General features: G+C 62.8%; 13 protein-coding genes and 1 pseudogene. 12 read left to right on the top strand and 2 right to left on the bottom strand.

Going from position 1 to position 12,991, the window contains the following annotated elements:
- Positions 1 to 318: 318 nt before the first annotated feature.
- Positions 319 to 840: a DUF2062 domain-containing protein gene (locus PMI21_RS01020; protein WP_007941968.1), complete on the bottom strand. Its 522-nt coding sequence runs from the start codon at positions 838 to 840 to the stop codon at positions 319 to 321.
- Between the two features lie 136 nt (positions 841 to 976).
- Between PMI21_RS01020 and PMI21_RS01025 the strand changes: the two genes are divergently transcribed.
- The 12 genes from PMI21_RS01025 to PMI21_RS01080 all read left to right on the top strand — a co-directional run bounded on the left by PMI21_RS01025 (position 977) and on the right by PMI21_RS01080 (position 12,436).
- The gene (locus tag PMI21_RS01025; RefSeq protein ID WP_007941967.1) at positions 977 to 3,211 is read left to right on the top strand and encodes a DNA internalization-related competence protein ComEC/Rec2; all 2,235 of its coding nucleotides are present in this window, start codon (positions 977 to 979) and stop codon (positions 3,209 to 3,211) included.
- 97 nt (positions 3,212 to 3,308) lie between these two features.
- Positions 3,309 to 3,944: a MotA/TolQ/ExbB proton channel family protein gene (locus PMI21_RS01030; protein ID WP_007941964.1), complete on the top strand. Its 636-nt coding sequence runs from the start codon at positions 3,309 to 3,311 to the stop codon at positions 3,942 to 3,944.
- Complete coding sequence (locus PMI21_RS01035) at positions 3,941 to 4,369, top strand: ExbD/TolR family protein (RefSeq protein WP_007941963.1); 429 nt, start codon at positions 3,941 to 3,943, stop codon at positions 4,367 to 4,369. The genes PMI21_RS01030 and PMI21_RS01035 overlap by 4 nt, the downstream gene beginning before the upstream one ends.
- Entirely contained in the window at positions 4,369 to 5,379 is a 1,011-nt protein-coding gene (lpxK, locus tag PMI21_RS01040; protein ID WP_007941962.1) for a tetraacyldisaccharide 4'-kinase, read from the top strand. Before PMI21_RS01035 ends, lpxK begins: the two co-directional genes overlap by 1 nt.
- Positions 5,380 to 5,404: 25 nt before the next feature.
- On the top strand, positions 5,405 to 5,590 hold the full coding sequence (locus PMI21_RS01045; protein ID WP_003179363.1) for a Trm112 family protein: 186 nt from the start codon (positions 5,405 to 5,407) through the stop codon (positions 5,588 to 5,590).
- Positions 5,587 to 6,351 carry a 3-deoxy-manno-octulosonate cytidylyltransferase gene (gene kdsB, locus PMI21_RS01050; protein WP_007941961.1) on the top strand — a complete coding sequence of 255 codons (765 nt, stop codon included), beginning with the start codon at positions 5,587 to 5,589 and terminating at the stop codon, positions 6,349 to 6,351. Before PMI21_RS01045 ends, kdsB begins: the two co-directional genes overlap by 4 nt.
- Positions 6,351 to 6,815 carry a low molecular weight protein-tyrosine-phosphatase gene (locus tag PMI21_RS01055; RefSeq protein WP_007941960.1) on the top strand — a complete coding sequence of 155 codons (465 nt, stop codon included), beginning with the start codon at positions 6,351 to 6,353 and terminating at the stop codon, positions 6,813 to 6,815. The genes kdsB and PMI21_RS01055 overlap by 1 nt, the downstream gene beginning before the upstream one ends.
- Positions 6,812 to 7,831: a UDP-N-acetylmuramate dehydrogenase gene (gene murB, locus PMI21_RS01060; RefSeq protein ID WP_007941959.1), complete on the top strand. Its 1,020-nt coding sequence runs from the start codon at positions 6,812 to 6,814 to the stop codon at positions 7,829 to 7,831. Before PMI21_RS01055 ends, murB begins: the two co-directional genes overlap by 4 nt.
- 243 nt (positions 7,832 to 8,074) lie before the next feature.
- On the top strand, positions 8,075 to 8,545 hold the full coding sequence (locus PMI21_RS01065) for a (2Fe-2S)-binding protein (protein ID WP_007941956.1): 471 nt from the start codon (positions 8,075 to 8,077) through the stop codon (positions 8,543 to 8,545).
- Entirely contained in the window at positions 8,542 to 10,863 is a 2,322-nt protein-coding gene (locus tag PMI21_RS01070; protein WP_007941955.1) for a xanthine dehydrogenase family protein molybdopterin-binding subunit, read from the top strand. Before PMI21_RS01065 ends, PMI21_RS01070 begins: the two co-directional genes overlap by 4 nt.
- The gene (locus PMI21_RS01075) at positions 10,863 to 11,846 is read left to right on the top strand and encodes an XdhC family protein (RefSeq protein WP_007941954.1); all 984 of its coding nucleotides are present in this window, start codon (positions 10,863 to 10,865) and stop codon (positions 11,844 to 11,846) included. The genes PMI21_RS01070 and PMI21_RS01075 overlap by 1 nt, the downstream gene beginning before the upstream one ends.
- Positions 11,843 to 12,436 (top strand): nucleotidyltransferase family protein, encoded by a 594-nt coding sequence (locus tag PMI21_RS01080; protein WP_007941953.1) that lies wholly within the window; start codon positions 11,843 to 11,845, stop codon positions 12,434 to 12,436. The genes PMI21_RS01075 and PMI21_RS01080 overlap by 4 nt, the downstream gene beginning before the upstream one ends.
- Before the next feature lie 181 nt (positions 12,437 to 12,617).
- On the opposite strand, the pseudogene PMI21_RS01085 reads toward PMI21_RS01080, so the two are convergent.
- Positions 12,618 to 12,991 (bottom strand): annotated as a pseudogene (locus tag PMI21_RS01085) (ribonuclease E); the annotation flags it as partial.

The following is a 12,991-nucleotide window of genomic DNA, read 5'->3' as shown; positions in this document are numbered from 1 at the left end:
GCCCCTTTCCCAGAGGCCGAACGCAGGCGTTGCGCAGGGGGCACCGCGGCAGGGATGCCGCGGTAGCCGCCCCCGGCCATGGATGGCCGATGGCGGCGGGCCCCCGGAGCAATGCCGGAGTGAGGGTATGCCGAGCCTAGGCGAGGCACCGAATGGCGGGGCAAAAGCGCTTTGGTTACTTTGGGCTGGGCCGGCATTCCGGCTTTTCCAAAGTGACCCGCCGTAAGGGCGGAACCCTAAGTGGCCGTTACAGAAAAAACGGATATGTACGCCACCAAAAAGCCATAAAAAAACGGCCTCCCAAGCGGAGGCCGTTTTTCATTCTTGCATCCGGCTGCGCTTACGCCGTGCCCACTGCCGACTCACCCACCAGCGCCAATACATCATCACCAGGCAATAAGCCAACGCCCCAAGCACCAGCCCCGTTACCACCGAGCCGAGTAAAAACGGCTGCCAAAGGCTCGAGAGCTCGCCGCTGATCCATGCCCAGGTCAACTCGTCCGGCAAGCTCCTGGCGGGGACGTCCATCAGCCAGGCGCCAGTCTGGTAAGTGCAGAAGAACACCGCCGGCATGGTGATCGGGTTGGTCAGCCAGACCAGGCTGACCGCTATCGGCATGTTGCCGCGCACCACGATGGCGAGAATGGCGGCCAGCAGCATTTGCAACGGGATGGGCAGAAACGCCGCGAACAGGCCAACGGCCATGGCTCGCGCAACGGAATGGCGATTGAGGTGCCAGAGGTTCGGGTCATGCAGCAGGGTGCCAAGAAAGCGTAAGGATTTGTGTTCCCTGATGCTGGTCGGGTCTGGCATGTAACGTTTGAATAAGCGCCGGGGCATAAGGCTTCTCGGTCGGTTAAGGCGGCAAGTATGTCTGGATTCTACGAACCGCCCATTCAGACTTTGTGACAATTGTTAACGACGTCCGTGCGGCGCGACGGCTAAGCCTAGGGAAGGGACTCTCAAGGACGGGCTTATGCGCACAGGGATGATGGCGCTGGCGTTGGGTCTGCTGGCCCTGCGTTTTTTACCGGCATTACCGCCGGCGGGGTTGTGGCTGTTGTTGCCGGTAGTGGGTTTGATGTTGCTGCCGTTTCGAACCTTTCCACTGGCATTTTGGCTGTTCGGTTTCAGTTGGGCGTGTGCGAATGCGCAATGGGCGCTGGATGATCGCCTGGCGCTGAAGCTCGATGGCGAGACTCGCTGGGTCGAAGGTCGTGTCACCGGGTTGCCGCAACAGGCCGAGGGCGTGGTGCGTTTCGAGCTGACGGACAGTCAGTCGCGTCGCACCCGACTGCCTCGGCACCTGCGCCTGGCCTGGTATGGCGGGCCGCCCATCAACAGTGGCGAGCGGTGGCGGCTGGCAGTCAAATTGAAGCGTCCTGCCGGGCTGCTCAACTTCCATGGTTTTGATTACGACGCCTGGTTGCTGGCCCAACGCATCGGCGCCACCGGGACGGTCAAGGACGGCCAGCGACTGAGGGAAGCGCAGTGGGCCTGGCGTGACGGCATTCGTCAGCGTTTGCAGGCCGTCGATGCCCAAGGGCGAACGGGGGCGCTGACGGCGTTGGTGCTGGGGGATGGCGCCGGGCTGAGCCGTGAGGACTGGCAGGTGCTGCAAGACACCGGCACCGTGCATCTGTTGGTGATTTCCGGGCAGCACATTGGTTTGCTGGCGGGACTGGTGTATCTGCTGATCGCCGGGCTGGCGCGTTATGGCTTATGGCCCAGGCGCTTGCCATGGCTGCCATGGGCGTGCGCACTGGCGTTCGCGGCAGCGCTCGGTTATGGGCTGCTGGCCGGTTTCGAGGTGCCGGTGCGTCGGGCCTGCCTGATGATCGGTCTGCTGTTGTTGTGGCGGCTACGGTTTCGTCACCTCGGTGCCTGGTGGCTGCTGTTGTTGGCGCTGGACGGCGTTTTGCTGCTGGACCCGCTGGCGAGCCTGCAACCGGGTTTCTGGTTGTCCTTTGCGGCAGTAGCGGTGCTGATTTTCACCTTTGGCGGGCGATTGGGCCCGTGGCGTTGGTGGCAAACCTGGACCCGTGCCCAATGGCTGATCGCGATCGGTCTGTGCCCGCTGCTGTTGGTGCTGGGGTTGCCGATCAGTCTTAGCGGGCCGCTGGCCAATCTTCTGGCGGTGCCCTGGATCAGTCTGCTGGTCTTGCCACCGGCCCTGCTCGGAGCGCTGCTGTTGCCCGTTCCTTATGTGGGCGAGGGGCTGCTGTGGTTGGCAGGCGGTCTGATCGACCTTTTGTTCAAGGGGCTGGCGTTGGTGGCCGGGCAATTGCCCGCGTGGGTGCCGGTGGCGGTTCCGTTATGGGGTTGGGCGTTCGGCACGCTGGGCGCATTTCTGCTGTTATTGCCACCGGGCGTGCCGTTACGCCCGTTGGGCTGGCCGATGTTGCTGTTGCTGGTTTTTGCGCCCCGTCACGCATTGCCTGAGGGCGTCGCCGAGGTCTGGCAACTGGATGTCGGCCAAGGGTTGGCCATCCTGGTGCGAACCCGCCATCACACCCTGCTGTATGACGCCGGGCCGCGTTTCGGCGACATCGACCTGGGCGCGCGGGTGGTGCTGCCATCGTTGCGCAAACTGGGGGTGGACGGGCTCGATCTGATGCTGATCAGTCACGCCGACGCCGATCATGCCGGCGGTGCGCGAGCGATTGCCAACGGTGTGCCGGTGACGCGGGTACTGAGTGGCGATCCACTGGCCCTGCCTGACGAGCTACACGCCGAAGGCTGCGAGAGCGGTCAACAGTGGACCTGGGACGGCGTGCGGTTCCAGCTCTGGCGGTGGTCGTCGGCCATCGACAGCAATCAGAAATCCTGCGTGCTGCAGATCGAAGCCAACGGTGAGCGGTTGCTGCTGACCGGCGATATCGATAGCGCGGCCGAGCGGGCGCTGCTCGACGGTCCATTGGCAGTGCCGACGGACTGGTTGCAGGCCCCGCACCACGGCAGTCGCAGTTCGTCTTCGATGGCGTTGCTCAGCGCCTTGCAACCCAAAGCGGTGCTGATTTCCCGTGGCAACGGCAATTCTTTCGGGCATCCCCATCCCACGGTCGTGGCGCGCTATCAAAAGCGTGGCATGGCGATCTACGACAGCGCCGAGCAGGGTGCCATTCGTCTACAACTGGGGCGCTTCAAACCACCTTGGACGATGCTTCAGGAACGGCGTTTCTGGCGCGACCCGCCAGCATTGCGCCAGTAACCCGCGTCATTAAAGCCCGACCGGATGCGACATCGCGGTCTTCGGTGCGCCCACCCCCTATGTTAGAGTGGCGCACTTTTTCGAGGGGACTGTCACTGTGTGGGAATTGGTCAAATCCGGCGGCTGGATGATGCTGCCGATCATTCTGAGTTCCATCGCGGCCATGGCGATCGTCGCCGAGCGTCTCTGGACCCTGCGCGCCAGCCGCGTGACCCCGGAGCACTTGCTCGGGCAGGTCTGGGTCTGGATCAAGGACAAGCAACTCAATAAGGAAAAACTCAAGGAACTGCGCGCCAACTCTCCGCTGGGCGAGATCCTCGCCGCCGGCCTGGCCAACTCCAAGCATGGTCGCGAGATCATGAAAGAGTGCATCGAAGAGGCCGCCGCGCGGGTGATTCACGAGCTCGAACGCTACATCAACGCCCTGGGCACCATCGCCGCCATGGCCCCGTTGCTGGGGCTGCTGGGTACGGTGCTGGGCATGATCGATATTTTCAGTGCGTTCATGGGCACGGGCATGGGCACCAACGCCGCGGTGCTGGCCGGGGGGATTTCCAAGGCACTGATCACCACCGCCGCCGGCCTGATGGTCGGCATCCCGGCCGTGTTCTTCCACCGCTTCCTGCAACGCCGGATCGATGAGCTGGTGGTGGGCATGGAGCAGGAAGCGATCAAACTGGTCGAGGTGATTCAGGGCGACCGCGACGTGGACCTGGCCGAGGGTAAAGCGTGAAGTTCCGTCGTAAACCACGGGAAACGGTAGACATCAACCTCGCGTCGCTGATCGACGTGGTGTTTATCCTGCTGCTGTTTTTCGTCGTGACCACCACCTTCACCCGTGAAACCCAGTTGCGCGTCGACCTGCCGGAAGCGGTCAGCGGCTCCCCGGCTGAAGACCAGCAGCTCAAGCAACTGGACATCGCCATCAGCGCCAACGGGGCGTATTCGGTCAACAACCAGCTGTTGCCGAAGAACGACCTGACCAGCCTGATGGAAGCGCTGCAGAAAGAATCCAATGGCGACACCAATCTGCCGTTGTCCATCAGCGCCGATGGCAAAACCCCCCATCAGTCCGTCATCACCGCGATGGACGCTGCCGGCAAGCTCGGTTTCAGCCACTTGCGCATGACCACTGTCGAGGCGGCGCCGGCGTCCTGATGGCCATGTCCGATCGATTGCTCGCCGCGTGGTACGAAGGTCATCCGGCGTTGAAGCTGTTGCAGCCGCTTGAGTGGCTGTATCGGCGCGTGGTCACTGGCAAGCGCGAGCGATTTTTGGCGGGCGAGGGCGAAATCTACCAATCGCCGGTGCCGCTGATCGTGGTCGGCAACATCACGGTGGGCGGTACGGGCAAGACGCCGCTGATTCTGTGGATGATCCAGCACTGCCAGCGCAGCGGCTTGCGGGTCGGCGTGGTCAGCCGTGGTTACGGCGCCAAACCGCCGCAATTGCCGTGGCGGGTCGCGGCGGATCAAGGCGCGGACGTGGCGGGCGATGAACCGCTGTTGATCGTTCAGCGCACCGGCGTGCCGCTGATGATCGACCCGGACCGCAGCCGCGCGGTCAAAGCCTTGCTGGCGAGTGAGCCGCTGGACCTGATCCTTTCTGACGACGGTATGCAGCATTACCGGCTGGCCCGGAACCTGGAACTGGTGCTGATCGACGCCGCCCGGGGGCTGGGCAACAAGCGTTGCCTGCCCGCCGGGCCGTTGCGCGAACCGGTCGAGCGTCTGCAAAGCGTCGATGCGGTGCTGTACAACGGCGCCGCCAATGATCGCGAAGATGGTTTTGCCTTCCAGTTGCAACCCACCGAACTGGTCAACCTGCACAGCGGCGAACGGCGGCCTCTGGACCACTTTCCCGCAGGTCAGGCCCTGCATGCCGTGGCCGGGATCGGCAATCCCCGGCGTTTCTTCACGACCCTCGAAACGCTACACTGGCGGCCAGTGCCCCATGCATTTGCCGACCACGCCGAGTACAGCGTGCAGGCCTTGAATTTCACACCGTCATTGCCAGTGGTGATGACAGAAAAGGACGCGGTGAAGTGCCGTGCCTTCGCCGCCGCCGATTGGTGGTACCTGGCGGTCGATGCTGCGCCATCACCGGCCTTCGTGGCCTGGTTCGATACGCAGCTGATGCGCCTGTTGCCGGCTCGTCTTTTGCCTTAACTCCGTTTCTATCCAGGGAATGTACATGGACACCAAATTGCTCGATATCCTCGCTTGCCCGGTCTGCAAAGGCCCGCTCAAGCTCAGCGCCGACAAAACCGAGCTGATCAGCAAGGGCGCCGGCCTCGCGTACCCGATTCGCGACGGCATCCCGGTGATGCTCGAAAGCGAAGCTCGCACCCTGACTACCGATGAGCGTCTGGATAAATGACCACAGCCTTTACCGTTGTCATTCCATCGCGTTACGCCTCCACCCGTCTGCCGGGCAAGCCCCTGCTGCTGATCGCCGGCAAGCCGATGATCCAGCACGCCTGGGAACAGGCGAGCAAAAGCAGCGCCCAGCGCGTGGTGGTCGCCACTGACGACGCGCGCATCGTCGAGGCCTGCAAGGGCTTTGGTGCCGAAGTGGTGCTGACCCGCGAAGACCACAATTCCGGCACTGACCGCCTGGCCGAAGTTGCGGCGAAACTGGGCCTGGCCCCGGACGCGATCGTGGTCAATGTTCAGGGCGACGAGCCGTTGATCCCGCCAAGCGTGATCGATCAGGTCGCCGCTAACCTGGCCGCTCACACCGAAGCGCGCATGGCCACCCTGGCCGAGCCGATCGAAGACGTCGAAACCCTGTTCAACCCCAATGTGGTCAAAGTGGTCAGCGACCTCAATGGCCTGGCGCTGACCTTTAGTCGTGCCACCTTGCCGTGGGCCCGGGACGCGTTTGCCAAAAGCCGCGAGCAATTGCCGGAAGGCGTGCCGTATCGCCGCCACATCGGCATTTATGCTTACCGCGCCGGTTTCCTTCAGGACTTCGTCACCTGGGGCCCGTGCTGGCTGGAGAACACCGAGTCTCTGGAACAGCTGCGTGCCCTGTGGCACGGCGTTCGGATTCACGTCGCCGATGCGCTGATCGCGCCGCCCACTGGCGTCGATACGGTGGAAGACCTCGAGCGCGTTCGTCGCCTGCTGGAGGCCTGATGCGGGTTCTGTTCGTCTGCCTGGGCAACATCTGCCGGTCCCCCACGGCTGAGGGCGTATTGCGGCACAAGCTGCGTGAGGCGGGGCTGGCCGAGCAAGTCGAAGTGGCTTCCGCCGGCACCGGTGACTGGCACGTCGGCAAGGCCCCGGACCAGCGCAGCCAGGCCGCGGCGAAACTGCGCGGCTATGACCTGTCCGCCCAGCGCGCCCAGCAAGTGACTCGCGCCGATTTCGCCACCTATGACCTGATCCTGGCGATGGACAACAGCAACCTGCGCCACCTCAAGGCCATGCAACCGGCCAAGGGCAAGGCCGAGCTGGATTTGTTCCTGCGTCGCTACCAGTCGGAAATCGATGAAGTGCCGGATCCTTATTACGACGGCGACCAAGGCTTCGAACAGGTTCTGGACCTGATCGAGCGCGCCAGCGATCTGCTGGTGATCGAATTGAAGGGACGGTTATGAGTTTGCAGGTTCAACCCCAGGTTTCGCTCAAACCGTACAACAGCTTTGGCGTGGACGTTCAGGCGCGGCTGTTTGCCGAAGCCCATAGCGATGCCGACGTGCGCGAAGCCCTGGCCTATGCGCTGGAACACGAGGTGCCGGTGCTGGTGATCGGTGGCGGCAGCAATTTGCTGCTGACCGCCGATGTGCCGGCACTGGTGCTGCGCATGGCCACACGGGGGGTTCGCCTGCTGAGCGATGACGGTAACCAGGTGGTGATCGAAGCCGAGGCCGGTGAGCCGTGGCATCCGTTTGTGCAACACACCCTGGCGCAAGGGTGGTCGGGGCTGGAAAACCTCAGCCTGATCCCCGGCACCGTCGGCGCGGCACCGATGCAGAACATCGGCGCTTACGGTGTCGAGATAAAGGACGTATTCGCCGGCCTGACGGCCCTCGATCGCCAGACCGGCGAGCTGCGGGACTTCACGTTGGCCGAGTGCAACTTCGCCTACCGCGACAGCCTGTTCAAACAGGAACCGGGGCGGTGGTTGATCCTGCGGGTGCGTTTCACCCTCACGCGCATCGCGCACCTGCACCTGGAATACGGCCCGGTTCGCCAGCGCCTGACCGAACAAGGCATCGAGCACCCGACGCCCAGCGATGTCAGCCAGGCCATTTGCAGCATTCGCAACGAAAAGCTCCCGGACCCGGCGGTGCTCGGCAATGCCGGCAGCTTCTTCAAAAACCCGTTGGTGCCCGCCGCACTCGTGGCCCAACTCAAGAGTGAATACCCGGATCTGGTGGCGTATGCGCAGCCTGACGGGCAAATGAAGCTGGCGGCGGGCTGGCTGATCGAGCGCGCCGGCTGGAAAGGCTTTCGCGATGGCGATGCCGGTGTGCATAAATTACAGGCGCTGGTGCTGGTCAATTACGGCGCCGCCACGGGCCTGCAATTGCTGAACCTGGCGCAGCGTATTCAGAAAGACATTGCAGAGCGTTTCAAGGTCGACCTGGAAATGGAACCCAATCAGTATTGAGGTTACGCTTTCAGGCTGATTCCAAAGCCCTGCACATTTTCAAATGTGCAGGGCTTTTTTGTTAATGCTCAGTTAACTTAGCCAGCTAACGATGCCAGCATTTGCTCCATCAAAGGCCCGGTGCAGACGTCGCGTCCGCATAAGAGAGCCGATTAGCCTGAGTCGATCTGCGTGTAGTGAACCGCGAACCCCAAGCGGCAGATTGCTCGACCCCATAACCTCTACAACTATGCGGGCGTGCCCATGATTACCCTGAAACTCAATGGTCAAGATCATCAACTCGATGTCACTGAGGACATGCCGCTGCTTTGGGCGATCCGTGACGTGGCCGGTTACAACGGCACCAAATTCGGCTGCGGCATGGGCCTGTGTGGCGCCTGCACCATTCATATCGACGGCGCGCCCGCGCGCAGTTGCATCACGCCGATCGGCTCGGTGGTCGGCCAGAACGTCAGCACCATCGACAACCTGCATGCTGATCCGGTGGGCAAAGTGGTCCAGCAAGCCTGGCTCGACAGCGCCGTGGCTCAGTGCGGTTATTGCCAGGGCGGACAGATCATGTCGGCCACCGCACTGCTGAAAACCAACCCGAACCCCAGCGACGAGCAGATTGAAGAGGCGATGGTCGGCAACATTTGCCGTTGCGGTACCTACAACCGGATCAAGACCGCCATCCGCCAGGCATCCACTCACCTGAAGGAGGCCAAGGCATGAGCCAGCTACCAAATGATTTTGCGCTGAGCAACCTCAGTCGCCGCGGTTTCCTCAAAGGCGTGGGTGCCACCAGTGCGCTGGTGCTGGCCGCCAGCTGGGGCTGGCAAGACGCGCTCGCCGCCGAAAAAGAGAAGAAGTTCGGTGCCGATGGCATGCCCAACGGCTGGATAGATGACCCGAAGGTTTACATTAGCATTGCCGCCGATGGCAGCGTGACCGTGATCTGCAACCGCTCGGAAATGGGCCAGGGCGTGCGCACCAGCCTGACCATGGTGGTGGCCGACGAACTGGACGCTGACTGGGCGCAGGTCAAAGTGCAACAGGCGCCGGGCGACGAAGTACGTTTCGGCAATCAGGACACCGACGGTTCGCGCAGCATGCGTCACTGGTTCGAGCCGATGCGCCGTTGCGGTGCTGCCGCGCGGACCATGCTTGAGCAAGCCGCTGCCGAGCAATGGAAAGTGCCGGTCGGCGAGTGCCATGCGCAACTGCACAAAGTCATCCATAAACCGACTGGCCGTGAACTGGGCTACGGCGCGTTGGCCGCCGCTGCCAGTGCGCTGACGGTACCGGCGCGCGACAGTCTGCGGCTCAAGCAGCCGTCGGAGTTTCGCTACATTGGCAAGGAAGGTACCAAGGCCATCGACGGTGCGGATATCGTCAACGGTCGCGCGGTCTACGGCGCCGATGTGCATTTCGACGGCATGCTTTTCGCCACCATCGCGCGTCCGGCGGTCTACGGCGGCAAGGTCAAATCCTTCGATGCCGGCGCCGCAATGAAAGTCCCGGGGGTGATCAAAGTCCTGCAAATTGAAAGCCGTCCATTGCCGTCCGAATTCCAGCCTCTTGGCGGTGTGGCCGTGGTGGCCAGCAACACTTGGGCGGCGATCAAGGGCCGCGAAGCGCTGAAGATCGAGTGGGATGACGGCCCCAACGCCAGTTACGACTCGATTGCCTATCGCAAGGAACTCGAAGCCGCGTCGCTCAAACCCGGCAAAGTGGTGCGCAATACCGGCAACATCGACCAGGCCATGAGCGCTGCCGACAGCACCCTCGAAGCTTCTTACTATCTACCGCACCTGGCGCAATCGTCGATGGAACCAATGGTCGCCATCGCCCGTTTCAAGGACGGTGTGTGTGAGGCCTGGGCACCAAGCCAGGCACCGCAAGTCACCCGCGAACGGATTGGCGAGCGCCTGGGCATTCCATTCGATAACGTCACGTTCAACGTCACTTTGCTCGGCGGCGGTTTCGGTCGCAAGTCCAAGCCGGACTTCGTCATTGAAGCGGCGCTGCTGGCCAAGGAGTTCCCGGGCAAAGCCGTGCGGGTGCAGTGGACCCGTGAAGACGACATCCACAACTCGTATTTTCACACCGTGTCCGCCGAGTACCTGAAGGCCAGCCTGAACAAGGATGGCCTGCCGTCCGGTTGGCTGCACCGCACGGTGGCGCCGAGCATTACCGCGCTGTTCGCGCCGGGGATGAACCATGAAGCGGCTTTCGAGCTGGGCATGGGCTTTACCAACATGGCGTACGCGATCCCCAACGTGCGCCTGGAAAACCCTGAAGCGACGGTCCACACGCGGGTCGGCTGGTATCGCTCAGTGTCGAACATTCCCCACGGCTTCGCGATTCAGAGCTTTGTCGATGAACTGGCGCATAAGGCCGGCGAGGATCCGCTCAAGTATCAGATCAAACTGCTCGGCCCGGACCGTCAGATCGATCCGCGCACCTTGAGTGAGGAGTGGAACTACGGCGAATCCCCCGAGCGCTATCCTATCGACACCGCACGGATGCGCACGGTGCTGGAAACCGCCGCCAAAGCCGCCGGTTGGGGGCGTAAGTTGCCCAAGGGCCGAGGCCTGGGCCTGGCGGTGCATTACAGCTTCGTGACTTATGTGGCGGCGGTGATCGAAGTCGAGGTCAAAGACGATGGCACGCTGATCGTGCACAAGGCCGACATCGCCGTGGATTGCGGCCCGCAGATCAACCCCGAGCGGATTCGCTCGCAGTTCGAAGGCGCTTGCGTCATGGGCCTGGGCAACGCGGTGCTGGGGGAAATCAGCTTCAAGGACGGCAAGGTCCAGCAGGATAACTTCCACATGTACGAGGTGGCGCGCATGTCCCTGGCACCGAAAGAAGTCGCCGTGCACCTGGTCACGCCACCGGGCGCTGTACCGTTGGGTGGGGTCGGTGAGCCGGGCGTGCCGCCGATTGCGCCAGCGCTGTGCAATGCGATCTTCGCCGCCACCGGCAAGCGCATCCGTAACTTGCCGGTGCGCTATCAGCTGCAAGGCTGGCAGAAGGCTGAAGCCTGATGGACAGCGTCGATCTGAACGTCCTGCGCAGCGTGCTGGAATGGTGCCGCGCCGGTCAGCGGGTGATGTTGTACAGCGTGGTCCAGACCTGGGGCACCGCGCCCCGGGCACCTGGCGCGATGCTGGCCTTGCGTGGCGATGGCGTGGTGATTGGCTCGGTGTCCGGTGGCTGTGTCGAGGATGACCTGATTGCCCGGCTGCACGATGGCCGGATCCCGGCCGATGGGCCGCCGGTGCAGTTGATTACTTATGGCGTCACTCGTGAGGAGGCTGCACGGTTTGGTTTGCCCTGCGGCGGCACGTTGCGCCTGACCGAGGAGCGCGTCGGCGATCCGGCGTGGGTAGCCCAGTTGCTGGCACGCTGCGAGGCGCATGAAATCGTGGCGCGCTCGCTGGATATTGCGACTGGTGAAGTGGTTTTGCAGCCGGCGAACAAGCGTGATGTGCTGAGTTTTGACGGCCACACACTGCGCGCCATTTACGGTCCGCGTTGGCGATTGTTGCTGATCAGCGCGGGGCAGCTGTCGCGGTATGTCGCCGAGATGGCGCGGCTGCTGGATTTCGAAGTGCTGATCTGCGATCCACGCACCGAGTTCGTTTACGGTTGGGAAGAGCAACACGGTCGCTTCGTCCCGGGCATGCCCGACGAAGCGGTGCTGACCATCCAGACCGACGAACGCACCGCCATCGTCGCACTCACCCACGATCCGCGCCTGGATGACATGGCGCTGCTCACGGCCCTGGATTCCAAAGCGTTTTATGTCGGAGCACTGGGCTCGCGAGTTAACAGCCAGAAGCGCCGGGACAACCTGGCTCAGCTAGGTTTGTCCCAACAGGCCATCGAGCGTTTGCACGGCCCGATCGGTTTGCACATCGGCAGCCATACTCCGGCGGAAATCGCCTTGTCGCTGCTGGCAGAGATTGTGGCGATCAAAAACGGCATCGAGCTGAAACAGCAGAGGCCGTTGCAGGAGGGCGTATGAGCGACGCCATCGGCGTTGTCGTGGTGGCCGCGGGACAGGGCAGTCGGTTTCGACAGGTAGCGGGTGCCGAGAAGGACAAGCTGCTGGCGGACTGTACTGGTCGTGACGGCGTCACCGTGCACTCGGTGATCGAACAGGTGCTGGTGAATCTGCCGGCCACGGTTCAGAAGCGTGTGCTGGTGACCACGGCGGACCGCCCGCAAGTGATTCGCATGGCGCAGGCCTATGGTTGCGAGATTGTGCGGATCGAGTCGACCGGCCTGGGCGACAGCATTGCGGCGGGTGTGGCGGCCTGTTCGCAACTCGGTGGCTGGCTGATCATGCTGGGGGATATGCCGTTTATCCTGCCGTCGAGCATTGAACAGGTCGTCGCGGCCATTGCGGATGACGCCATCAGCGTGCCGGTGCATGAGGGGCAATATGGGCATCCGGTGGGGTTCGGGCGAAGCTTCGGTCCGGGATTGATGGCGCTGACCGGCGATCAGGGCGCCAAGTCACTGTTCGCGCAGGCGAGGGTGGTCGAGGTGGCGGTGGAGGATCGCGGGGTGTTGTGGGATGTGGATGTGCCTGAGGGACTGGTCTTCCCGTAATGATCGTTCCCACGCTCTGCGTGGGAATGCAGCCCGGGACGCTCCGCGTCCCAAGCGGACGCAGAGCGTCCATTGAGGCATTCCCACGCAGAGCGTGGGAACGATCAATCCCCAAAAGATTTTTGGGCATAAAAAAGCCCCGCCTGGATCACCAGGCGGGGCTTTTTAGTGGCCGATGGAATCAGGCGAGGGGTTTAGGCTCGTGCTCTTTTTCCTGGGCTTGTTCGTGTTGCTCTACCGCTTCCTGAACGGAGCGCGGTGCTTCTTCGATGACTGATTCGGCAGCAGGTGCCGATTCGACCACTTCAGCCACAACCGGTGCAGGTTCGGCAGCGACAACCGCTTCAGCCGGAGCAGCAGCGGCAGCCAGTTCGGCTTCCTTCTGCAGACGCTCGGCTTCACGCTTGCGACGACGTACTTCACGCGGGTCGTTCGGCGCACGGCCACTTGGGGTCAGAGCGCTGACAGGAGCGGCTTCGACCACAGGTGCAGCTTCGGCAGCCACCGGTGCTTCAATCGCTGGAGCAGGCTCGGCAGCCACAACCACTGGCTCCG

It is taken from the genome of Pseudomonas sp. GM18 (assembly GCF_000282195.1).
Classification (GTDB): Bacteria; Pseudomonadota; Gammaproteobacteria; order Pseudomonadales; family Pseudomonadaceae; genus Aquipseudomonas.
Note: the sequence above shows the minus strand (reverse complement) of the source record. Positions and strands in the feature narration are given on the sequence as shown.

Coding starts and splice junctions, on each gene's coding strand:
- PMI21_RS01075 (WP_007941954.1), top strand. CDS start 10,863: ATGGACAGCGTCGATCTGAACGTCCTGCGCAGCGTGCTGGAATGGTGC.
- PMI21_RS01070 (WP_007941955.1), top strand. CDS start 8,542: ATGAGCCAGCTACCAAATGATTTTGCGCTGAGCAACCTCAGTCGCCGC.
- murB (WP_007941959.1), top strand. CDS start 6,812: ATGAGTTTGCAGGTTCAACCCCAGGTTTCGCTCAAACCGTACAACAGC.
- lpxK (WP_007941962.1), top strand. CDS start 4,369: ATGGCCATGTCCGATCGATTGCTCGCCGCGTGGTACGAAGGTCATCCG.
- PMI21_RS01065 (WP_007941956.1), top strand. CDS start 8,075: ATGATTACCCTGAAACTCAATGGTCAAGATCATCAACTCGATGTCACT.
- PMI21_RS01020 (WP_007941968.1), bottom strand. CDS start 840: ATGCCCCGGCGCTTATTCAAACGTTACATGCCAGACCCGACCAGCATC.
- PMI21_RS01025 (WP_007941967.1), top strand. CDS start 977: ATGCGCACAGGGATGATGGCGCTGGCGTTGGGTCTGCTGGCCCTGCGT.
- kdsB (WP_007941961.1), top strand. CDS start 5,587: ATGACCACAGCCTTTACCGTTGTCATTCCATCGCGTTACGCCTCCACC.
- PMI21_RS01055 (WP_007941960.1), top strand. CDS start 6,351: ATGCGGGTTCTGTTCGTCTGCCTGGGCAACATCTGCCGGTCCCCCACG.
- PMI21_RS01045 (WP_003179363.1), top strand. CDS start 5,405: ATGGACACCAAATTGCTCGATATCCTCGCTTGCCCGGTCTGCAAAGGC.
- PMI21_RS01080 (WP_007941953.1), top strand. CDS start 11,843: ATGAGCGACGCCATCGGCGTTGTCGTGGTGGCCGCGGGACAGGGCAGT.